This window comes from Streptomyces lomondensis, assembly GCF_014651035.1.
GTDB classification, from domain to species: Bacteria; Actinomycetota; Actinomycetes; order Streptomycetales; family Streptomycetaceae; genus Streptomyces; species Streptomyces lomondensis.
Genome location: NZ_BMWC01000001.1, coordinates 1,368,680 through 1,391,089 on the forward strand (window position 1 = coordinate 1,368,680; position 22,410 = coordinate 1,391,089).

17 protein-coding genes and 1 tRNA gene are annotated in these 22,410 nt (G+C 71.0%); 6 read left to right on the forward strand and 12 right to left on the reverse strand.

The window, feature by feature from the left end; translation table 11 throughout:
* Nucleotides 1-7 precede the first annotated feature (7 nt).
* Together IE255_RS05905 and IE255_RS05910 are read right to left on the reverse strand one after the other, a co-directional pair.
* Nucleotides 8-754 (reverse strand): helix-turn-helix domain-containing protein, encoded by a 747-nt coding sequence (locus tag IE255_RS05905; RefSeq protein ID WP_190049025.1) that lies wholly within the window; start codon nt 752-754, stop codon nt 8-10.
* Between the two features lie 106 nt (nt 755-860).
* Nucleotides 861-935: transfer RNA gene (locus IE255_RS05910), tRNA-Leu, on the reverse strand.
* Nucleotides 936-1,038: 103 nt separating this feature from the next.
* Here IE255_RS05910 and IE255_RS05915 point away from each other — a divergent pair.
* Entirely contained in the window at nt 1,039-1,695 is a 657-nt protein-coding gene (locus tag IE255_RS05915) for an ANTAR domain-containing response regulator (protein ID WP_031115650.1), read from the forward strand.
* Between the two features lie 74 nt (nt 1,696-1,769).
* Here IE255_RS05915 and IE255_RS05920 read toward each other — a convergent pair whose 3' ends face one another.
* The 8 genes from IE255_RS05920 to IE255_RS05955 all read right to left on the reverse strand — a co-directional run bounded on the left by IE255_RS05920 (nt 1,770) and on the right by IE255_RS05955 (nt 11,892).
* Nucleotides 1,770-2,486, reverse strand: coding sequence for an ABC transporter ATP-binding protein (locus tag IE255_RS05920; protein ID WP_190049026.1), 717 nt, complete (start codon nt 2,484-2,486; stop codon nt 1,770-1,772).
* On the reverse strand, nt 2,483-3,346 hold the full coding sequence (locus tag IE255_RS05925; RefSeq protein WP_190049027.1) for an ABC transporter ATP-binding protein: 864 nt from the start codon (nt 3,344-3,346) through the stop codon (nt 2,483-2,485). Before IE255_RS05925 ends, IE255_RS05920 begins: the two co-directional genes overlap by 4 nt.
* A 5-nt stretch (nt 3,347-3,351) precedes the next feature.
* Nucleotides 3,352-5,160: a branched-chain amino acid ABC transporter permease gene (locus IE255_RS05930; protein ID WP_190049028.1), complete on the reverse strand. Its 1,809-nt coding sequence runs from the start codon at nt 5,158-5,160 to the stop codon at nt 3,352-3,354.
* A gap of 4 nt (nt 5,161-5,164) precedes the next feature.
* Nucleotides 5,165-6,094 carry a branched-chain amino acid ABC transporter permease gene (locus tag IE255_RS05935; RefSeq protein ID WP_190049029.1) on the reverse strand — a complete coding sequence of 310 codons (930 nt, stop codon included), beginning with the start codon at nt 6,092-6,094 and terminating at the stop codon, nt 5,165-5,167.
* Between the two features lie 140 nt (nt 6,095-6,234).
* Nucleotides 6,235-7,464: a branched-chain amino acid ABC transporter substrate-binding protein gene (locus tag IE255_RS05940; RefSeq protein WP_190049358.1), complete on the reverse strand. Its 1,230-nt coding sequence runs from the start codon at nt 7,462-7,464 to the stop codon at nt 6,235-6,237.
* Between the two features lie 584 nt (nt 7,465-8,048).
* Entirely contained in the window at nt 8,049-8,921 is an 873-nt protein-coding gene (locus IE255_RS05945; RefSeq protein WP_190049030.1) for a trypsin-like serine protease, read from the reverse strand.
* Nucleotides 8,922-9,067: 146 nt separating this feature from the next.
* The gene (locus IE255_RS05950) at nt 9,068-9,556 is read right to left on the reverse strand and encodes a PaaI family thioesterase (RefSeq protein ID WP_190049031.1); all 489 of its coding nucleotides are present in this window, start codon (nt 9,554-9,556) and stop codon (nt 9,068-9,070) included.
* A 56-nt stretch (nt 9,557-9,612) separates the two neighbouring features.
* Complete coding sequence (locus IE255_RS05955; RefSeq protein WP_190049032.1) at nt 9,613-11,892, reverse strand: FdhF/YdeP family oxidoreductase; 2,280 nt, start codon at nt 11,890-11,892, stop codon at nt 9,613-9,615.
* 189 nt (nt 11,893-12,081) lie between these two features.
* Between IE255_RS05955 and polA the strand changes: the two genes are divergently transcribed.
* Both polA and IE255_RS05965 read left to right on the forward strand, forming a co-directional pair.
* Complete coding sequence (gene polA / locus IE255_RS05960) at nt 12,082-14,808, forward strand: DNA polymerase I (RefSeq protein WP_190049033.1); 2,727 nt, start codon at nt 12,082-12,084, stop codon at nt 14,806-14,808.
* A 365-nt stretch (nt 14,809-15,173) separates the two neighbouring features.
* Nucleotides 15,174-15,746 (forward strand): hypothetical protein, encoded by a 573-nt coding sequence (locus tag IE255_RS05965; RefSeq protein WP_190049034.1) that lies wholly within the window; start codon nt 15,174-15,176, stop codon nt 15,744-15,746.
* Here the strand turns inward: IE255_RS05965 and IE255_RS05970 are convergent.
* Nucleotides 15,664-16,521: a DUF4184 family protein gene (locus IE255_RS05970; protein ID WP_190049035.1), complete on the reverse strand. Its 858-nt coding sequence runs from the start codon at nt 16,519-16,521 to the stop codon at nt 15,664-15,666. The genes IE255_RS05965 and IE255_RS05970 overlap by 83 nt on opposite strands.
* Nucleotides 16,522-16,840: 319 nt before the next feature.
* On the opposite strand from IE255_RS05970, the gene IE255_RS05975 reads away from it, so the two are divergent.
* From IE255_RS05975 to pgfA, 3 genes are all read left to right on the forward strand, one after another.
* Entirely contained in the window at nt 16,841-18,586 is a 1,746-nt protein-coding gene (locus IE255_RS05975; RefSeq protein ID WP_190049036.1) for a lytic transglycosylase domain-containing protein, read from the forward strand.
* 137 nt (nt 18,587-18,723) lie between these two features.
* Nucleotides 18,724-18,858, forward strand: coding sequence for an SPW_0924 family protein (locus tag IE255_RS05980; protein ID WP_107426737.1), 135 nt, complete (start codon nt 18,724-18,726; stop codon nt 18,856-18,858).
* A gap of 25 nt (nt 18,859-18,883) precedes the next feature.
* Nucleotides 18,884-19,876, forward strand: coding sequence for a cell envelope lipid trafficking protein PgfA (gene pgfA / locus IE255_RS05985; RefSeq protein WP_190049037.1), 993 nt, complete (start codon nt 18,884-18,886; stop codon nt 19,874-19,876).
* On the opposite strand, the gene hrpB is transcribed toward pgfA, so the two are convergent.
* The gene (gene hrpB / locus IE255_RS05990) at nt 19,866-22,406 is read right to left on the reverse strand and encodes an ATP-dependent helicase HrpB (RefSeq protein WP_190049038.1); all 2,541 of its coding nucleotides are present in this window, start codon (nt 22,404-22,406) and stop codon (nt 19,866-19,868) included. The two genes, pgfA and hrpB, sit on opposite strands and share 11 nt — an antisense overlap.
* Nucleotides 22,407-22,410 lie beyond the last annotated feature (4 nt).

Below are 22,410 nucleotides of genomic sequence, written 5' to 3' on the forward strand. Positions count from 1 at the left end.
GAGGTCGTCAGTACTTGGGTCCGACGTGGGCGTCCATGAGGGCGACTGAGGCTTTGCGGGCGATGGAGATGTTGAACGCGTTTGCCTGTTTCCAGCCGACACCCACCTGGTCCAACGCATTGGTGAAAAGACGGACGATGTCGGCAGAGCGGTTGGTGAAGAAGTACCGCGGATACTCGTAGCGCTTCCGCTCGCCGCCGACGATTCGGGTCGTCCAGTTGGTGATCCGGCAGCCGTCGGAGTGGATGAGTCCGCGGATGAACTCCCAGGGGTGGGCCTCGACGATGACTTGCTGCCAGGGATCGAGGGCGATAGGGCGTTCGTGCTTCTTGCCGGGGCCATGCTGGGGGAAGAGGTACGGCCAGTGCCTGCTGTAGCTGACCACCGAGACGTATCCCTGTGCCTGGACGCGGTAGGTGCGCCCGGTCGGGCTGATGGCACGCATGGCGGTCTCGCAGGCGTCGATCAGGCCCGGCCATGAGTCCGCGCAGGCGATCCTCAGGTAGTAGCCGGTGCCGCGAGGGTGACCGCTGATGCAGCCATCACCGAGATAGAGGCCCAGCAGGTAGGCGTACGCTCGCTCATCGGCAGGTGGTCCGGGGTCTGGCGGCGCCATGCGGGGCAGCGGCTCAAGGCGGTCCTGCCAGGAACGAATCGCGGCCCGTGAGATGCCCGTTTCACGGCTCACCGAGTTCAGGCTGCGGCCCTGGGCCACCAGTGCGAGTGCTCGCTTGCGTGTGCTGAGGTCGTACATGGGGCCACTGTGGGAGGCCGATCATGGCGACACGCAGCAAAAAGCGGATGTTCACGAGAACGTGGACATCCGCTTGCAAGTGGTGACCTTGGAATCCAAGGAAAAGTGCCCCGGGTCGGACTCGAACCGACACTGTATGGGTTTTGAATCCATTGCCTGCTGCCAATTGGGCTACCGGGGCCCGGTGAATCCAAGGTTGACCTCGACCCACTGCCTGACCACCATACCGCAGCTAGGTACGCTCTTGGGAGCAGTACCGGCCTGCCCCGTACCAAGGAGCCCACGTGAGCGCCCCCGAGTCGCCCCAGCCTGTTGACGTGCCTGATGAGGACAAGTCGCACGTGCCTCCGATGACGACGCGGGTCGTCATCGCCGAGGACGAGGCCCTGATCCGGCTCGATCTCAAAGAGATGCTGGAGGAGGAGGGGTACACCGTCGTCGGTGAGGCCGGTGACGGTGAGCAGGCCGTGGAGCTGGCCCGTGAGCACCGCCCCGACCTGGTGATTCTCGACGTGAAGATGCCGAAGCTGGACGGCATCTCCGCGGCGGAGAAGATCGCCGAGGAGAGCATCGCGCCGGTGCTGATGCTGACCGCGTTCTCGCAGCGGGATCTCGTCGAGCGGGCCCGGGACGCCGGTGCCATGGCCTACCTCGTCAAGCCGTTCAGCAAGACGGACGTCGTGCCGGCGATCGAGATGGCCGTGTCGCGGTTCACGGAGCTGAAGGAGCTGGAGAAGGAGGTCGCCGACCTCACGCTCCGGCTGGAGACCCGCAAGCTGGTGGACCGGGCGAAGTCGATCCTGCAGACGGAGTACGGGCTGACCGAGCCGGCCGCGTTCCGGTGGATCCAGAAGACGTCGATGGACCGCCGTATGTCGATGCAGCAGGTCGCGGAGGCGGTCATTCAGGACGCCGAGGAGAAGAAGGCCAACAAGGGCTGATCGATACAGTAAAAGAGGCCCGCCCTCCCTCCGGTTCGGAAGGGGAGCGGGCCTCTTCGTATACGGGCGGGGCCTCAGTCCTCGCCGAGGTACGCCTTCCGTACCGACTCGTCGTGCAGCAGGTCCTGCCCCGTCCCGGAGAGGACGACGTTGCCGACCTCCATGACGTGGCCCTGGTCCGCCAGGGACAGCGCCGCCTGGGCGTTCTGTTCGACGAGGAGGATGGTCGTGCCCTGGGACTTCAGCTCGGAGATCGTCGCCATGATCTTCTGCATCATGATCGGGGAGAGGCCCATGGAGGGCTCGTCGAGCATGAGCAGCTTGGGCTGGGACATCAGGGCGCGGCCCATGGCGAGCATCTGCTGCTCACCGCCCGACAGGGTCCCCGCGGCCTGCTTGCGGCGTTCCCCGAGGATGGGGAAGAGGTCGTAGGCGCGCTGGATGTCCTTCTCGATGCCGTCCTTGTCCTTGCGGAGGAACGCTCCGAGCTGGAGGTTCTCGGCGATGGTGAGGCGGGGGAAGATGTGCCGGCCTTCGGGGGAGTGGGCGAGGCCGAGGGAGACGATCTTGTGGGCGGGGACGCCGTTCAGGGGCTTGCCGTCGAAGACGATCTTTCCGGACGTCGGCTTCAGGAGGCCGGAGAGGGTGCGCAGGGTGGTCGTCTTGCCGGCGCCGTTGGTGCCGATGAGGGTGACGACCTGGCCTGCTTCGACGCTGAAGGAGATGCCTTTGACGGCTTCGATCTTGCCGTAGGCGACCCGGAGGTCTTCGACCTCGAGGAGTGCGGTCACTTGGCTTCTCCCTTGGTGCTGCTGGTGGTGCTGGTCGCCTCGGCGGCGGCTTCGGCGGCTTCGACCTCGGCGGCTTCGGCCTCGCCGGGGTCGCCTTCGAACGGCTCTCCCAGGTACGCGGCGATGACGCGTTCGTCGGCCTGGACGACTTCGGAGGTGCCTTCGACGAGCTTCTCGCCCTGGACGAGGACGGCGACGCGGTCGCAGAGGTTGAAGACGAAGCGCATGTCGTGCTCGATGAGGAGGACGGCGATGCCCTTGTCGCGGATGGCGAAGACGAGTTCTTCGGTGGCCCGGGTTTCCTGGGGGTTCATGCCGGCGGTCGGCTCGTCGAGAAGGAGCAGGCCGGGTTCCGACGCCAGGGCGCGGGCGATCTCCAGCTTGCGCTGTTCGCCGTACGGCAGATTGCGTGCCAGGTGGTCGCGCTTGTGGGCGAGGCCGATGAACTCGAGGAGTTCCATGGCGCGTTCCTCGCTGGCGCGTTCGGCTTTCTTGAAGCCGGGGCCGCGCAGGAGGGCGGACCAGAGGCCTTCCTTGGTGCGGGTGTGGCGGCCGACGAGGACGTTTTCCAGGACCGTCATGTTGGCGAACAGGCGGATGTTCTGGAAGGTGCGGGCGATGCCGGCCTGGGTGACCAGGTGGGGTTTGGGCGGGAGGACGGTGCCCTTGTAGGAGACGGTGCCCTCGGTGGGGACGTACAGGCCGGTCAGGCAGTTGAAGAAGGTGGTCTTGCCGGCGCCGTTGGGGCCGATGAGGCCGACGATCTCGCCGGCGTTGACCGTGAAGTCGACGGAGCGGACGGCGGTGAGGCCGCCGAAGCGCATCGTGACGTCGCGGGCTTCGAGTACAGGTGTGGTCATGATGGTTACGCCCCCGCCTTGGTGACGGCCGGTTCGTCGGTCAGCGTGGTCTGTTTGGGTACGTCGAGTTGGCCGGTCTCGTGGAATTCGAGCTGGCGCCGGCGGTTGGCGATGATGCCTTCGGGGCGGAAGCGCATCAGGAGGATGAGCGCGATGCCGAAGGCGAGGAGTGACTTCTCCTGGAGGAAGACGAGCTTCTCGGGGAGCAGGTAGAGCAGGGCGGCGCCGAGGAGGGGTCCGGCGACCGTGCCCATGCCGCCGAGGACGACCGCGGCCAGGAGGAAGGCGGAGTTGGGCGGGGTGGATCCGGCGAACTGGTAGGGCGTGGGGACGACGCTGTAGGTGACGTGGGCGCTGACGGTGCCGGCGAGGCCGGCGAGGGCGGCGCCGAGGGCGAAGGCGATGAGTTTGACGCGGAAGCCGTTGATGCCCATGGCGGTGGCGGCGGTCTCGTCCTCGCGAATGGCGATCCAGGAGCGGCCGATGCGGGAGTCGGCGGCGCGCGTGTAGACGAGGACCACGATGGCCATGATGAGGACCATCAGCAGGTAGTAGTTGGCGAAGCGGCCGAGGGTGAATCCGCCGATGTCGTGGGCCTGGCCGAAGTTGAACCCGAGGAGGTTCAGGTCGGGGATGTTGGCGATGCCGTTGGGGCCGTTGGTGACGTCGGGTCCGGAGTCGCCGTCCATGTTGTTGACGGCGATGCGGAAGATCTCTCCGAAGCCGAGGGTGACGATGGCGAGGTAGTCGCCGCGCAGCCGCAGGGTGGGGGCGCCGATGAGGACGCCGAAGACGAGGGAGGCGGCGGCGCCGGTGAGGGCGGAGGCCCAGAAGGGGAGTTGGACGCCGGAGAGGGTGGAGAACTCGGAGCCGGAGACGAGGGCGGCGGTGTAGGCGCCGACGCCGAGGAAGGCGACGTATCCGAGGTCGAGGAGTCCGGCGAGGCCGACGACGATGTTGAGGCCGAGGGCGACGGTCCCGAAGATCAGGATGTTGACGCCGATGTTGGCGTAGTGGTCGTCGGTCTGGGTGAAGGGGAAGGCGATGGCCGCGGCGAAGCCCATGGCGAGGGTGAAGCTGCGGTTGCCGGCGACGATCGCGGAGAAGCGGTCGAGGAGGCCGGCGGTGTGCAGGGCCCAGATGGCGAAGGCGACGACGAAGAGGTAGCCGACGAAGAGTTCGCCGTACTCGGTGTCGATGCCGTAGGTGAAGACGCCGAGGCCGATGATCGTCACGACCGTGATGACGGCGCGCTGGACCCAGGGCGCGGAGGCCTCGGGGGCGGGGATCCGGTCGGGCTTGGCGACGTAGGCCTTGAGGGCTTCCTTGGTGCCGTCGCCGGTGCGCTCCTGGGGGAGGGCGAAGGCGCCGATGAGGGGCAGGAGGGCGGCGATGGCCGCGATCCAGCCGCCGGGTTCGAGGTTGACGACGCCGCCGAGTTCGACGCTGATGGCGATGACGGTGAACCAGGTGACGGCGAATCCGCCGAGGGCGGTGAGGACGAGTGGTGCGTTGTTGCGGGCGGGCAGGAGCCAGCCGAGTCCGCGGATGCCGTAGGCGGCGAGCGCGAAGAGGGCGGTGAGGACGCCGGCGGTGAAGGTGAGCCACTGCAGGCCGCCGGGGTAGCCGTTGATGGTGAGGTCGCCGGGGAATTCGTCGGTCCAGGTCCAGGCGAGAAAGGCGGAGGCGGCGGTGGCGATGCCGCCGGCGAGGAGCAGGGCGCGGGCGGCCGCCAGGGGCAGCGGTATGAGGCCGCGCGGTGCGGGCGGGGTGGGCACGGCGTCCGGGGCGGGGGTCTTGGTCGTCTCGGTCATGTGATCACGCCCTGTCCGCGACGCGCTCGCCGAGCAGGCCCTGTGGCCTGAAGAGGAGCACGAGGATGAGGAGGCAGAAGGCCCACACGTTGGCCCAGCTCTGGCCGCCGAGCTGCTGCATGCCGGGGATCTCGTCGATGTAGGCGGAGGCGAGGGTCTCGGCGATGCCGAGGACGACGCCGCCGAGCATGGCGCCGTAGATGTTGCCGATGCCGCCGAGGACGGCCGCGGTGAAGGCCTTGAGGCCCATGAGGAAGCCCATGCGGTAGTCGACGTTGCCGTACTTGAGTCCGTAGGCGACGGCGGCGACGGCGGCGAAGAAGCCGCCGATGGCGAAGGCGATGACGATGATGCGGTTGGTGTCGATGCCCATGAGCTGTGCGGTGTCGGGGTCCTGCGCGGTGGCCTGCATGGCGCGGCCGGTGCGGCTGCGGCGTACGAAGAAGGCGAGGGCGGCCATGCAGATGACGGCGGCGAGGATGAGGAAGATGTCGGCGTCCTTGATGGTGATGGAGCCGATGTCGTGGGTGGCGTCGAGGCCGGGGAAGGCGCGGGCGCGGTCGGCGCCGGGGTAGAAGTTGCGCACGACCTCCTGGAGGGCCAGGGAGAGGCCGATGGCCGTGATGAGGGGTGCCAGTCGTGGTGCTCCGCGCAGTGGCCGGTAGGCGAACCGTTCCGCTCCGACGGCGATGAGGATGGCCACGAGGGCGCCGCCGAGGAGCATGAGGGGTACGGCGAGGGCCATCGAGGTGCCGTCGGGGAGGATGTAGAAGTAGACCGTGAGGGCGCCGAAGGCCCCGGTCATGAAGATCTCGCCGTGCGCGAAGTTGATGAGCTGGACGATGCCGTACACCATCGTGTAGCCGATGGCGATCAGCCCGTACATCGAGCCGAGAAGCAGCCCGTTGGCCAGCTGCTGCGGCAGGGTGTTCACCGCATGGCCTCCATGTCGCTGGTGGTCGTGTGCACTGGATGCGTGCGTGGTCGCGTGCTGTGTGGGGGTGTGAGAACGGGCCGCGCGGTCGGGGTCCTCCTTCCGCGCGGCCCGTGGTGCGGCTTGCTGGCGTGGCAGGACTACTGGAGGTCGGCGGTGCCGGTCTCCACGTCCTTCCAGGCGCCCTTCTCGACCTGGTAGACCGTCAGCTGCTTGTTGGTGGTGTCGCCGTACTGGTCGAAGGAGATCTTGCCGGTGAGGCCTTCGAAGTCGGACTTCTGGACTCCGTCGACGACCTTGGTGCGGAGGTCGTTGATGTCGGAGGGCAGCTTGCCGCCGTTGGCGTCGGCCGCGGCCTTGACGGCCTTGATGATGGCCGTGGTGGCGTCGTAGGCGTAGGCGCCGTACGCGCCGTAGTCGCCCTTGTAGCCCTTGTCCTTGTACGTCTGGATGAACTGCTTGGCGGCGGGCAGGGTGTCGGCGGGGACGCCGATGGCGGTGACGAGGTCGCCCTCGGAGGCCTTGCCGGCGGCCTCGATGTAGGTGGAGGCGTACATGCCGTCGCCGCCGAACAGCGGGATCTTGACGCCGGCGTCCTTGAGCTGCTTGGTGATCAGCGCGGACTCGTCGTACTGGCCGCCGTAGTACAGCAGGTCGGCACCGGAGTTCTTGATCTTCGTGACGAGGGAGCCGAAGTCCTTGTCGCCGGTGTTGACGTGGTCGGTCGCGACGACCTGGCCGCCGAGCTTCTTGAACTGCTCGTTGAAGATCTTCGCGAGGCCGGCGCCGTAGGTCTGCTTGTCGTCGACGACGAAGGCCTTCTTCTTCTTGAGGCCGTTGTAGGCGTAGCCGGCCGCGAAGCTGCCCTGGAGTTCGTCGGTGGTGGCGGTACGGAAGTACGTCTTGAACGGACGCTTCTTGTCCGTCTGCCAGTTCTTGCCCTGGGTCAGCTCGGGGGCGGTGTTCGCGGGGGAGATCTGGACCATGTTGGCCGAGGCGAACACCTGCTGCATCGTCTGGGCGACGCCGGAGTTCAGGGGGCCGACGGCGCCGACGACGGTCTTGTCGCCGACGAGGTTGGTGGCGTTGGACTGACCGGTGGCGGGCTGCGCCTTGTCGTCCAGGGCCTTGAGCTTGAACTTGACGCCCGGGACCCAGTTGTTCTTGTTGGCGTCGTCGACGGCTATCTGGGCGCCGTACTGGATGCCGAGGCCGGTGGTGGAGTTCTCACCGGACAGGGGGGCGTCGACGCCGATGGTCAGCGTGGTGCCGCTCCCGCTGTCTCCGCTCTTGTCACCGCTGTCGTCTCGGGAGCCGCAGGCGGTGAGAGTCAGAGCTCCGGTCGTGAGAACGGAGGTAAGAATCACCAAGGAACGCTGTCGCACAATCAGTCCTTTCACAGGCAGGCCCCGCCCTGGTCGGGGGGTGAGTGCCGCGCTGGTACCGAACTCCCGATGTGGAGCGGTGACTGGCCGTGACTCTAAGCCCGGGGTAAGGGCAGGGTCAGCGGCGCGGGCTGGCTTGTGACTTTCTTGTTATGACGTGGTGGATGTCCGGTCTCGTCGGCGGACCCTCTCGGTGGGTTTGGTGGATTTTCGCCGAAGTCCGCATTGTGAGAACGCGCACTTCCGCTTGGCCATGGTCGAGATCACGCGGTTGCCGGGGCGCGGGCGGCGTGAACGGGATCGGAAAGGTCCCGGGCGGGGGCGCGGCCGAAGAGGAAACGGTGGCGTTGTATTGCGCGTGTGTTACGGAGCGTTACGTCGAGAAAGGGATGGTCCGCTTCCAGGGGGAGTTCCGCGCCATGGGAATCGGCGATTTCCGTGGCCCGGACTTCCTGCTTTCGCAGGGGAGTCGAGGCCGGGGCGGCGGGTTCGCACGGGCCGACCGCCCCGCCGCTCCGGGCGGTGCCGGAGGCGGCGGGGCGGTCGGCGGGGGCGGCCGCGGTGCGGGGTCAGGGCAGGCGCACGAACGGCGACAGGAACGCGCGGGCGCCGGGAGTGTCCAGGCGGTAGGTCACGTTGGTCGCGTAGCAGGGGGTGTCGCCGGTGATGGTGGTGGTGACGAGGATGTTCTTCCCGCCGATCATGGCGAAGTTGGGGCCGCCGGAGTCGCCGTAGCAGGCGCCGCCGTTGCCCTGGGGGGCGGTCATCGCCAGGCGGGCCCAGGAGTCGTTGAGGGCGTCGAAGGTGACGGGCGCCTTCATGCGGACGCCGCCGCCGGGGTGGGTGTGGCCGCCGGGGCCGGTGACGGCCTCCTGGGTGCCGTAGCCGGCGACGAACCAGTCGGTGGCGTTCAGTCCCCGCGGGCCGAGTCTGCCGAGTTGGCCGGCCGTGGGCAGGGTGGCCGGGGTGAAGCTCCAGCGGGCCTTGACCTGGGCGGCGGGCAGTTCGACCACGGCGATGTCGTGGGTGTCGGAGGCGGGCCCCGGGTAGTCGGGGTGCGAGTGGGCGGTGCCCTCGACGGCGACGGCGGCGGCCTGTGCGGCCGGGTCGCCGGGGTGCTTCTTCGCCGCCGCGTCGAGCCCGGACTGCACGTCCTGGTCCAGGGAGACGTAGAACCGCACGTTGTCGGGCCAGTCGGTGGTGCAGTGCGCGGCGGTCAGGAAGGTGTTCGCGTCGATCATGGTGCCGGAGCAGACCCAGTCGACCCGGTCGGGGGTCGTGGGGTCGCCGTCGTTGTCCCAGGTGGCCACGAGCGCGCCGACCTCGGTGCGTTCGGGGGCGGGCGTGGCGTTGTAGGAGTTGATGGCGGAGGACGGAAGCGCGGTGGCGAGCACCGCGGCACCGGCCGCGGCGGCGACGGCGAGAGCGCGTACGGAGGTCAAGAGAAACCCTTCTACGGGTGGGACGGGCCTTCTCCTGTGGGGGTGGAGCGTCAGTGAAGCGCCCGGAGGCGGCCGCGACAAGGGCGCGCCCGCCTCTCCAGGGTTTTCCCTGCGTGGGTTTTCCTGCGTCGGTTCTCCTGCGGCGTTCAGCTCGCGGCGCGGATGAACTCCTCGTCGCCCGGCCGCACGTCGCGCAGCAGGCAGGTCAGCCGGGCCGTGCACACCCTTTTGCCCTTTTCGTCCGTTATGACGATTTCGTAGGTGGCGGTCGAGCGCCCCCGGTGCACGGGCGTGGCCACACCGGTGACCAGGCCGGAGCGCACCCCGCGGTGGTGGGTGCAGTTCAGGTCGACGCCCACGGCGATCTTGGAGCTGCCGCCGTGCAGCATCGAACCGATCGAGCCGAGCGTCTCGGCCAGCACCGCGGAGGCCCCGCCGTGCAGCAGTCCGTAGGGCTGGGTGTTGCCCTCCACCGGCATCGTCCCGACGACCCGGTCCGCCGACGCCTCGCTGATCTGGACGCCCATCCGGGTCCCGAGGTGACCGGCGGAGAACAGGGCCGGGAGGTCCACGCCGAGCGCGGCGTACTCGTCGACGACCTCTTGCGGGAACTTGACATGCTGCTGCTCACCCATGGGGCCCGGCTCCGTTCGTCCTGATCACTCGGCTGCCTCTGTGACTGAGCGAACGCTCAGTCGGTCGCCGATTGTTCCAGACGCACCACGACGGACTTGCTGGCCGGGGTGTTACTGGTGTCCGCCGTGGCATCCAGCGGCACCAGCACGTTGGTCTCCGGGTAGTAGGCGGCGGCGCAGCCCCGGGCCGTCGGGTAGTGCACGACGCGGAAACCGGGCGCCCTGCGCTCCACGCCGTCCTTCCACTCGCCGACCAGGTCGACGTACGCGCCGTCCGCCAGCTTCAGCGCCCGCGCGTCCTCCGGGTTGACCAGCACCACCCGGCGGCCGTTCCGGATGCCCCGGTAACGGTCGTCCAGGCCGTAGATCGTGGTGTTGTACTGGTCGTGCGAGCGCAGCGTCTGGAGCAGCAGGCGGCCCTCGGGCAGCTCCGGGTACTCCACGGGGGCGGCGGTGAAGTTGGCCTTGCCGGTGGCCGTCGGGAAGCGGCGCTCGTCGCGCGGGGCGTGGGGGAGCGCGAAGCCGCCGGGGCGGGCCACGCGCGCGTTGAAGTCCTCGAAGCCGGGGATCACCCGCGCGATGCGGTCCCGGATCGTCGCGTAGTCCTTCTCGAACTGCTCCCAGGGCGTGCGGCTGCTCTCGCCGAGCACGCGGCGGGCCAGGCGGCAGACGATGGCCGGCTCGGACAGCAGCTGCGCGCTCGCGGGCTCCAGCCGGCCCCGGGAGGCGTGCACCATGCCCATCGAGTCCTCGACCGTCACGAACTGCTCGCCGCTGCCCTGGAGATCGCGCTCGGTGCGGCCGAGCGTCGGCAGGATCAGGGCGCGCGCGCCCGTGACCGCGTGCGAGCGGTTCAGCTTCGTCGACACGTGCACGGTCAGCCGGGCCCGCCGCATCGCCGCCTCGGTGACCTCCGTGTCGGGGGAGGCCGAGACGAAGTTGCCGCCCATGGCGAAGAAGACCTTCGCCTCGCCGTCGCGCAGGGCGCGGATGGCCCGGACGACGTCGTAGCCGTGCTCGCGCGGCGGCGCGAAGCCGAACTCCTTCTCCAGGGCGTCCAGGAACGCCGGGGCGGGGCGCTCGAAGATGCCCATCGTGCGGTCGCCCTGCACGTTGGAATGCCCGCGCACCGGGCACACGCCCGCGCCCGGGCGGCCGATGTTGCCGCGCAGCAGGAGGAAGTTGACCACTTCCCTGATCGTGGGCACGGAGTGCTTGTGCTGGGTGAGGCCCATCGCCCAGCACACGATGGTGCGCTCGGAGGCGAGGACCATGCCCAGGGCCTTCTCGATGTCCTCCTGCGTCAGGCCGGTCGCCTTCAGCGTCTCGTCCCAGTCGGCGGCGCGGGCGGCCTCGGCGAACTCCTCGAAGCCGTGCGTGTACTCCCGGACGAACGCCTCGTCGACCGCGCCCTCCCGCTGAAGGATCAGCTTGTTCAGGAGGCGGAACAGCGCCTGGTCGCCGCCGATGCGGATCTGCAGGAACAGGTCCGTGAGCGCCGCGCCCTTGAGCATGCCCTGCGGGGTCTGCGGGTTCTTGAAGCGCTCCAGGCCCGCCTCGGGCAGCGGGTTGACGCTGATGATCCTCGCCCCGTTGTCCTTGGCCTTCTCCAGGGCGGACAGCATGCGCGGGTGGTTCGTCCCCGGGTTCTGGCCGGCGACGATGATCAGATCCGCCTTGTACAGGTCCTCCAGCAGGACGCTGCCCTTGCCGATGCCGATCGTCTCCGACAGGGCCGAGCCGGACGACTCGTGGCACATGTTCGAGCAGTCGGGCAGGTTGTTCGTGCCGAGCTCGCGGGCGAAGAGCTGGTACAGGAACGCGGCCTCGTTGCTGGTGCGGCCCGAGGTGTAGAAGACGGCCTCGTCCGGGGAGCCGAGGGCGGCGATCTCCTCGGCGATGATGTCGAAGGCGCGCTCCCAGGTGACCGGCTCGTAGTGCGTGCCCCCCTCGGGCAGGTACACGGGGTGGGTGAGGCGGCCCTGCTGGCCCAGCCAGTAACCGCTGCGGCCCGCGAGATCGGCGACCGGGTGCGCCGCGAAGAACTCGGGCGTGACCCGCCGGAGGGTGGCCTCCTCGGCGACGGCCTTCGCGCCGTTCTCGCAGAACTCCGCCTTGTGCCTGTGCTCCGGCTCCGGCCAGGCGCAGCCCGGGCAGTCGAAGCCGTTCTTCTGGTTCACGCTGAGCAGCGTCAGCGCGGTGCGCTTCACACCCATCTGCCGTTGGGCGACGCGCAGGGTGTGCCCGATCGCGGGGAGCCCCGCTGCCGCGTGCTTCGGCCCGGCGACCTGCGGTGCGTCCTGAACCGGATCGCTCTTGGGCGGTTTCGACGCCATCGCACGCTCCCCTTCGACTGCACTGTGAGGTACGTCTCCGATCCTCCCACGCTGCGGTGACATCGGGTGAGGGCGGGTTCGGGAAATGCCGGGACGGGCGGGCGTGCCGTGCCCCGGCGCGGGTGGGTCCGGCCCCGGCACCCTCGGGGCCGGGGCCGAGTGTCAGTGGGGCGTGGCAGGATCGGGGGCGTGGCAGAGACAGCATCGAAGACGACCGACAAGACCTCCGGCGGCAGCCGTCCGCGACTGATGCTCATGGACGGGCACTCGCTGGCCTACCGCGCGTTCTTCGCGCTGCCCGCGGAGAACTTCACCACCGCGACGGGCCAGCCGACGAACGCGATCTACGGCTTCGCGTCGATGCTGGCCAACACGCTGCGCGACGAGGCGCCCACGCACTTCGCGGTCGCCTTCGACGTCTCCCGCAAGACCTGGCGCTCCCAGGAGTTCACGGAGTACAAGGCGAACCGCTCCAAGACCCCGGACGAGTTCAAGGGCCAGGTCGAGCTGATCTGCGAGCTGCTCGACGCGATGGGCGCCGCCCGCTTCGCGATCGACGGCTTCGAGGCGGACGACGTCATCGCCACGCTCGCCACGCAGGCCGAGGCCGAGGGCTTCGAGGTGCTGATCGTCACCGGCGACCGGGACTCGTTCCAGCTGGTCAGCGAGCACACCACCGTGCTGTACCCGACCAAGGGCGTCTCCGAACTGACCCGTTTCACCCCGGAGAAGGTATTCGAGAAGTACGGGTTGACGCCCGCGCAGTACCCGGACTTCGCGGCGCTGCGCGGCGACCCGTCCGACAACCTCCCCGGCATCCCCGGCGTCGGCGAGAAGACCGCCGCGAAGTGGATCAACCAGTTCGGCTCCTTCGCCGAGCTTGTCGAGCGCGTCGACGAGGTCAAGGGCAAGGCCGGGCAGAACCTCCGCGACCACCTGGAAGCGGTCAAGCTCAACCGCCGGCTCACGGAGCTGGAGCGGCGGGTGGAGCTGCCCAAGGGCGTCGCCGACCTGGAGCGGGCCGCCTACGACCGCAAGGCCGTCGCGATGATCCTGGACACCCTTGAGATCAGGAACCCCTCGCTGCGCGAGCGGCTCTTCGCCGTCGACCCCGGCGCGGAGGAGGCCGAGACCACCCCGATCAGCACGGACGGCGTGCAGCTGGACGGCACGGTGCTCGCCACCGGCGAGCTGGCCCCCTGGCTCACCGAGCACGGCACCGGGCCCCTCGGCGTCGCCACGGTCGACGCCTGGGCGCTCGGCACGGGCTCGGTCGCCGAGGTCGCGCTCGCCGCGCCCGGCGGAGCGGCCGCCTGGTTCGACCCCTCCCAGCTGGACGAGGCCGACGAGAAGGCCTTCGCGGCCTGGCTCGCCGACGCCGGCCGGCCCAAGATCTTCCACAACGCCAAGGGCGCCATGCGGGTCTTCGCCGAGCACGGCTGGAGCGTCGAGGGCGTCACGATGGACACGGCGCTCGCCGCCTACCTGGTCAAGCCGGGCCGCCGCTCCTTCGACCTGGACGCGCTGTCCATGGAGTACCTGCACCGCGAGCTGGCCCCCGCCGCCGCGGCCGACGGCCAGCTCGCCTTCGGCACGGACGACGGCGCGGAGGCCGAGGCCCTGATGATCCAGGCCCGCGCCGTCCTCGACCTGGGCGAGGCCTTCGCGAGCCGTCTGGAGGACGTCGGCGCCGCCGACCTGCTGCGCGACATGGAGCTGCCCACGTCCGCGCTGCTCGCCCGCATGGAGCGGCACGGCATCGCGGCCGACCGGCCCCACCTGGAGGCCATGGAGCAGATGTTCGCCGGCGCCGTCCAGCAGGCGGTGAAGGAGGCCCACGCGGCGGCCGGGCACGAGTTCAACCTGGGCTCGCCCAAGCAGCTCCAGGAGGTCCTCTTCGGCGAGCTGGCCCTGCCCAAGACCAAGCGGACCAAGACCGGCTACACCACGGACGCCGACGCGCTGGCCTGGCTGGCCACGCAGACGGACAACGAGCTGCCGGTGATCATGCTCCGCCACCGCGAGCAGGCCAAGCTCCGCGTCACCGTCGAGGGCCTGATCAAGACGATCGCCGCGGACGGCCGGATCCACACCACCTTCAACCAGACCGTCGCCGCCACCGGCCGCCTGTCCTCCACCGACCCGAACCTCCAGAACATCCCGGTCCGCACCGACGAGGGCCGCGCGATCCGCCGCGGGTTCGTCGTCGGCGAGGGCTTCGAGTCCCTGATGACGGCCGACTACAGCCAGATCGAGCTGCGCGTGATGGCCCACCTCTCCGAGGACGAGGGCCTGATCGAGGCGTTCACCTCCGGCGAGGACCTGCACACCACCGCCGCCTCCCAGGTCTTCGCGGTCGAGCCGACCGCGGTGGACGCCGAGATGCGCCGCAAGATCAAGGCCATGTCGTACGGCCTGGCCTACGGGCTGTCCGCCTTCGGCCTCTCCCAGCAGCTGAACATCGAGGCGGCGGAGGCCCGCGCCCTGATGGACGCGTACTTCGAGCGGTTCGGCGGAGTACGGGACTATCTGCGCCGGGCGGTCGACGAGGCCCGGGCGACCGGCTACACGGCGACGCTCTTCGGACGCCGCCGCTACCTGCCCGACCTCAACAGCGACAACCGCCAGCGCCGCGAGGCGGCCGAGCGGATGGCCCTCAACGCGCCCATCCAGGGCACGGCGGCCGACATCGTCAAGATCGCCATGCTCAAGGTGGACAGCGCGCTCAAGGACGCCGGGCTCGCCTCCCGCATGCTGCTCCAGGTCCACGACGAAATCGTCCTGGAGATCGCCCCCGGCGAGCGGGCCGCCGCCGAGGAACTCGTCCGCCGCGAGATGGCGAACGCCGTACACCTCCGCGTCCCGCTGGGCGTCTCGGTGGGCGCGGGGCCGGACTGGGAGTCGGCGGCACACTAGGCCGCTGCGCCGGCGGGGGCGGGTCGGGGACGGGGGCTCGTCGGGTGAGCCGGCGCGTGCGCGTGACGGCCGCGCCGGCCGGCGTTGTCCGGCAAGGCCGGCGGGTGTGGCGGAGGCTCCGGGGCGGGGGCGCCCACCTCGACCGGGCCTCCGGCCCGGCCCGAGCGCCCGCCTGCGCGGGCGGTACTCGCTCCGGTTGGGTTCGTGCCCGAGTCGGGGACTTGCCCTTGGCCGAGGCCCTTGACGCCGAGGCCCTTGACGAAGGCCCTCGCCCAGCCCGGCCCCCGCCCCACCCCCGCGAAACCCATCACCCGCCTGGCCCCCGAGAAAGCGCCCCACCCACCGGCGGTCGTAAGGATGCGGGCATGGGTATACGCACGCTCCTCAGCCGCTCGGCGTCAGGCGTGGCGCTCATACGGGGCGCGTCGGTCCCGGTGTTCGCGGCAGCCGCAAGCACCGGCCGCGTCCCCACCGGCCGCTCCACGGCCCTGCGCCGAACGGCGGCGGACCTCCGGCAGCGCCTGGCTCATGGATGGTGGCTGACCAGCCCGGCCGGCGTGGCGGCCGTGTCCGCCGGAGCAGGGCCCACCGGCCGCGAGGCCCCGCGGCCCGTCACCGACCTGCCCGCCGTCCCCGACCGGACCGCCGGGCCCGACCGAACCGCCGGGCCCGACCTCACCGGCCGCACAGCCGCCACCGCCCCACGCCCGGGCACCCCCGACGCGCCCGGCAGGGCGTCCCGCCCCTGGGCCGAGCTGGCCCGCGGCTACCTGACCCTCGTCCTCACCCTGCTCCCGCGGCCCCGCCCGGCGCACACCACCATCACCGTGTACATCGCGACGACCGGCAACCCCCTCAGCGAACGGCCGGACGGCTCGGCTCCGTCTCACCGGCGCGGTCGCGACCATCGGGGGCCGGAACCGGACGCCACACCCTGACCCCCACGGCGTACAGCAGCAGCGCCGGGACGAGCCCCGCCCCCGCGCCGAAGCACACCGTCGGAATGATCTCCCACGGCTTCGCGGCCGACCCCCAGTAGGCCCACCACCGCGACGCCCGCTGCACCGCCCCCACGAGCGCGAAGCCGCCGATCACGGCAGCGGCCCACCAGCGGTCCCGCACCGAGAGCACAGGGACCCCCACCGGCTCACGCCCGGGCACCCGCCGCAGCGCCCGCGCCACGAACACGGCGATCACGACCGCGGCCACCGCCGAACCGCCGTACTGGAGGTACCAGTACAGCGGCGAGCCCGCCACCTCCCGCCCCAGCACGGGAAACACCCGCATCCCCCACTGGTCGAGATGCGTGAACGCGTCCCACACGACGTGCGTCAACGCGCCCAGCACCGCGGACACGTACCACCACACCACCAGCGACGGCCGCACACGCGCGCGTGGCGCCCCGCACCGCACCAGGGCGGCAACCCGCCCCTGCCGGGCCCGCGGCAGCAGCGCCACCAGCGGCTCGCACACCAGCAGCCACAGCCCCACGAGCGCCCAGGCGACCAGCACATCGACCGTGAACACGCCCGGGAACGAGTGCGTGACGTCCCCGAACTCCATCGCCCCGGACAGCACACTCGCCGCGTAGTAGGTCATGTCGGGCGCGAAGGAACCCGCCACGAGCACGGCGGGCACCAGCCGGCCCCGGCCGCTCCCGTCGGTGCGCACGGCGGGCAGTACGGCCGCCGCGTGGCTCAGCGTGAACGGCAACTCGGCTCCTCGCGACGGTCGTTACCAGGGCGGTCGGGAGGCCTCAGTATGCGGGATGCCGCCCACCGGGCGTCCGCCGCGCTCCGACCCATGACCAACTGGTGAAAAACGGGCACGAACGGGTGCCCGAGCAAAGGAAGTTGTCGTAGGGTCGCCAGGGTCACCGTGCCGTGGGCCGGAGACAGGCCTGCCGGAGGGCAACCACTCGGGCCGGTCGATCGTCACAACAGAGCGAACGCAACAGAAGTACGCGAACGCACCACACAGAGCGCGAGAGACAGAGACGGGCGCTCGGGCGTCCACGGGAGGGGTTCACTCTATGGCGGCGCAATTCGGCAGGAGGCTGCGCAAGGGGGCGGCGACCACCGCCGTGGCCGCGGTAGCGGTCGCGGCCCTGTCCGCCTCCCAGGCTCCGGGCGTGAACGACCACGGCAGACAGACCGCCGCGGACGCCGGCCCGTCGCCCGAAGCGAGCGCCTCCGACGGCAGCGCCACCGGCAACTCGCCGTACTACACGGACCTGCCCCCGCTCAACAGCCCCAACCCGTCGCCGTCCACCGGCCCCGGCCCGGGCGGCCAGGGCACCACGGAGGCGGGCATCCCCGCGACCGTCCTCGACGCCTACAAGAAGGCCGAGTCCGCGTTGCGCGAGACCAAGCCCGGCTGCAACCTGCCCTGGCAACTCCTCGCGGCCATCGGCCGGGTGGAGTCCGGCCAGGCCCGCGGCGGCCGCGTCAACGCCGACGGCACCACCCTCTCGCCCATCCTCGGCCCGCAGCTCGACGGCAACGGCTTCGCCCTCATCCGGGACACCGACAACGGCGCGTACGACGGCAACAGCACCTACGACCAGGCCGTCGGCCCCATGCAGTTCATCCCGTCCACCTGGGCGTGGGCCGGCCGCGACGGCAACGGCGACGGCAAGAAGGACCCCAACAACATCTACGACGCCGCCCTCGCCGCCGGCCACTACCTCTGCCGCAACAACTGGGACCTGTCCGACCAGGGCGACCTCGACCGCGCGATCCTCAGCTACAACAACTCGCGCGAGTACCTGAACCTCGTCATGAGGTGGCTGGAGTACTACCGCAAGGGCACGCACGAGATCCCGGACGGCACCGGCACGCTGCCCGACGACCGCAGCGACGACGGCGCCGGCGCGAGCCCCAGTCCCTCCACCCCGGGCACCCCGGCCACCCCGGGCACGTCGGCTCCGGCCACCCCGAAGCCGAAGCCCAGCCCCCCGTCCGAGGAGCCCGGCGGCGGCACGACCCCGCCGAAGCCGCCGACCACCCCGCCCGACACCCCGAGCACACCGCCCTCGACGCCTCCCACCCCCACCGACACGGTGCACCACCTGGAGGACGCCGGAACGGCGAAGCTCACCGCCATGGCCGGCGACGCGTTCACCAAGAGGATCAGCACCCGCGCCGAGACGCAGGCCGGCAAGGCCGTCGGCAAGGTCCGGATCCGCTTCACGATCCTCGGCGACACGGACACCACCTTCACCGGCGGCGAGAGCGTGGCCACGGTCGCCACCAACAGCTCCGGCGTGGCCGTCGCACCCGCCCTGCTGGCGGGCGAGAAGACGGGCGACGTCACCGTCCGCGCCACCGTCGTGGGCCGTACCCTGCCCGGTCTCGACTACACGGCCACCGTCACCGAGCGCGCCGCCGACGCCCTCGCCCGTACCGGTGACGCCGCGCTGACCTGCACCCCGGGCGGCGAGTTCGCCGACCAGGTCGAGGTGAAGGCCACGTACAAGGGCGCAGTCGCCGACGGCGTCGCGGCCACCGCCACGCTCATCAAGTCGGCGGACGACCCCACCGCCAACGACAAGGGCCCGTACTTCAAGGACGCCGACGGCAAGGCCGTACGCACCCTGACGGGCCTGAAGACGGACGCGAAGGGCCTGTTGCGGCTGCCGAAACTGTACGCGGACGACACCACCGGCACGTTCCTGCTCCGCGTCAACACCGTGGGCGGGGCGACCCTCACCGTCGAACTGACCGTGGCGGCCGCCGAGACGTCCTCGCCGAGCCCGTCGGCCAGCCCGAGCGCGTAGCCCCCAAGTACGACACGCAGCGCCCCTCTTACAGAGGGGCGCTGTTGTGTGCGCGACGTGTTCTCATCTCCGCCGCCCGTTGCTACGGTGCCGAGAAACCTGACGGTGTATCAGCTCGACCCGTGGGGAGGCCCCGTATGCGTGCCCTCATCGCCGCCGCCACCGGTCTCGCCCTCGCGTTCGCCGTGGTCCTGACGTTGACCGCCCTCGGCTCCCCCTCGGGCGGGACGTCCCCGAAGCCACTGCTGACGACGGTGCCCGCACACCCCTGACCGCCCGCCCGGGAGGGAGGCCGAGATGCGCCGCAAGGCCGGCCTGGTCCTGCTCGCCCTCGCCGTGTTCTTCGCGGCACTGTCCCCGCTGCTGCGCTGGTACGCCTTCCCGCGCCTCGCCAAGATCCCCGCGAACCACTACCAGGACATGGTCCTGGAGGCGAAGGACGCCACCCTCCTCGACTACGGCACCATGCGGGCGAAGAAGGTCCCCCAGGTCACGATCGTGCAGACCCTCAAGGGCAACGTGGAGGCCTCCGAGCGGATCGAGGAGTCGGCGGGCCGGGACGTGGTCGTCTGGGACGGCCTGTCCTACGTCGTCGGCCCCGACGGCAAGATGGTCTCGAAGATCCCCGAGCGCTACATCTTCGACGCCCACACCCAGGAACCCGTCCACGCCACCGGCGAGATGGTCGACGGCGACCCCGTGCGCCGCGAGGGCATCGAGTTCAAGTGGCCCTTCCTCACGGAGAAGCGCGACTACGCCTACTTCGACGCCCAGGCCCGCGTCACGGCCCCCATCCACTACAAGGGCACCCGGGACTTCCGCGGCCTGGAGGTCTACTACTTCGAGCAGACCATCCCCTGGACCAAGGTGAAGATCCCGAAGACCCTGCCCGTGGCGGGCCTGACCCCCGAGTCGGTCGCCGAGACCGGCACCACCCGCTGGTACACCACGGTCCGCAAGTTCTGGGTCGAACCCCTCACCGGCGCCCCCGTCTACGGCGAGGAACTCCACCGGGAGGAACTGCGCGGCGGCACCCTCCTCGGAGACCGCGACAAGGTGACCGCGTTCGCCGGCCACGTGAAGATGCGCGAGGACTACATCGAGCACACGGTCGACCTGGTGAAGTCCCAGCGCCTGCTCATCCTGCTCATGACGTCCTGGCTGCCCTGGGGCTCCCTGACCCTAGGCGTCCTCCTGTTGGCCCTCGCGCTCTACCTGGAGGCCCGGAGCCGCCGCCCATCGGGCCCGGCCTCCACCGCGACCGAGGAACCGTCACCCGTCAGCGCCTGAGCCGCGCGTTGGTGTACCGGGTCGGCTCGGCCGCGGCCGGGTCCTCGGGCCACGGATGCTTCGGATACCGCCCGCGCAACTCCGCGCGCACGCCCTTGTAGCCGTCGCGCCAGAAGGACGCGAGATCGGCGGTGACGGCGGCCGGCCGCCCGGCCGGGGACAGCAGATGCACGAGCAGCGGCACCCCGGCGACCCGGGGCGACTCCTGGAGCCCGAACATCTCCTGAAGCTTCACGGCGAGCACAGGCTGTTCCGGCCGGGAGTAGTCGATCCGGATCCTCGAACCGCTCGGCACGGTCATCCGCTCCGGGGCCAGCTCGTCCAGCCGCCCGGCCTCACCGGACGCCCACGGCAGCAGCCGCGCGAGCGCCTCCCCGGCATCGATCCGCGCCAGATCGGCCCGCCGCCGCGCCCGGCCCAGCTCCGGCTCCAGCCACTCCTCCACGCGCGCGTGGAGCGCCTCGTCGCAGACGTCGGGCCAGGGCTCGCCGAGATGCAGCCGCAGAAACGCGAGCCGCTGCCGCAGGACCCCGGCCTCGGCCGACCACCGCAGCAGCCCGAACCCCTCCCGCCGCAGCCCGTCGAGCAGCGCCCCGCGCACAAGCCCGGGACCGGGATCCTTCAGCGCCCGCACCGCCAGCTCCACGGCCCCCAGCCGCTCCACCCGCCGCGCCACGACGTCCCCACCGTCCCAGCCCACCTCGTCCCGCTCCTCCAGCAGCGCCCCCGCCGCGACCCGGGCCATCTCCTCGTCGACCGCGGCCGCCAGCTGCACACGCGCGTGCCCCTTCCCCACGGGCCGGTCGGCCACGGCGACGGCGATCCAGGAAGCACCCCGCAGGGCGCTCCCGTCACCGATCTCGGCACGGGTCCCGGACACCATGAGGTACGACCCACCGTCGCGCCTGGCGATGCGCTCGGGGTAGGCGAGAGCGGCGACGAGCCCGACCTGCCGATCCTCGGAGAGGTTCTCCCACGCCTCGACCCCGGCCTCCAAAGGGCTGTTTCGGGCGGGTGGGTGGGAAACACCCGAAACAACGGCCCGCAGCCGCCGAACCTCACCACGCCACCGCGAGGAATAGGCGTCACCCCCACGCCGAGCCCGACGCAACGCACCGGCCAGATCATCCCCGTACTCCCGCGGAGCCTCCTCGCTCAACAGCGCGACCACTTCCGCAGCCCGCTCGACACCCACGAACGGCACGGCATCCACCAAGGCCCGCCCCAACCGCGGATGAAGCCCCAGCCGAGCCAGGGCAACACCCCGCTCGGTTGCCCGCCCGACGGAGTCGACGGCCCCCACAGCCCCCAACACGCCCCGAGCCGCCGCCATACCCCCGGAGGGCGGCGCATCCAGCAGCGCCAGCCCCGACGCGTCCGGATCCCCCCAGCACGCCACGTGCAGCGCGAACGCCGTCAGATCGGCCACCTTGATCTCCGGTGAGGGAAAACGCGGCAGACGCGCTTCCTCGGCCTCCGCCCAGCACCGGTACACCGCTCCCGGCGCCTCACGCCCGGCCCGCCCCGCCCGCTGCCGTCCGGCCGCCTGGGACGCCCGCACCGTCGTCAGCGCGCTCAGCCCGCGCGCGTGGTCCACCCGCGGCTCCCGCGCCAGCCCCGAGTCCACGACCACCCGCACCCCCGGCACCGTCAACGACGACTCCGCCACGGACGTCGCCAGCACCACCCGCCGCCGCTCCCCGGCCTCCAGCACCGCGTCCTGCACGGCCGCCGGCGCCCGCCCGTGCACCTGGAGCACGTCCACGTCACCGAGCCCCCCGAGCTGCCCGGCGACCCGGGCGATCTCCCCGACACCCGGCAGGAAACACAGCACGTCCCCGTCCCGCTCGGCCAGCGCCCGCCGCACCACCGACGCCACATGCGTCAGCAGAGCCGGGTCGACCCGCATGCCGTGCGGCGGCCGCACGGGCCGCGCCGGCGGCGCCCACACCACCTCCACGGGATGCGACACGCCCTCCGCCTCTACCACCGGCGCGTCGCCCAGCAGGCGCGCCCAGCCCGCCGCGTCCGTCGTCGCCGAGGCGGCCACCAGCCGCAGCTCCGGCCGCAGCGTCTCCCGTACGTCCCACAGGAACGCCGCCACCGTGTCGGCGTCCAGATGCCGCTCATGGCACTCGTCGAGCACCACCACGTCCACACCGGCCAGCTCCTGGTCGCGCTGGAGCCGCTGGAGCAGCACACCGGTCGTGACGACCTCCACGCGCGCGTGCCGCCCGACGACCCGTTCCCCGCGCACGGTGTAGCCGACGCTCTCGCCGGGCTTCTCGCCCAGCAGCCACGCCATCCGCCGCGCCGCCGCCCGGGCCGCGATCCGCCGCGGCTCGGCGACGACGACCCGCCGCGCGGGCCCCTCGCCCAGCAGGCCCGCCAGCACGAGCGGCACCAGCGTCGTCTTGCCGGTGCCGGGCGGCGCCACCAGCACGGCGGTGCCGTGGCCCTCCAGAGCGTCGTCCAGACCGGGCAGGGCGCTGCGGACGGGCAGCGTCTCCAGGGCGTCGTAGCGGATCACGCAC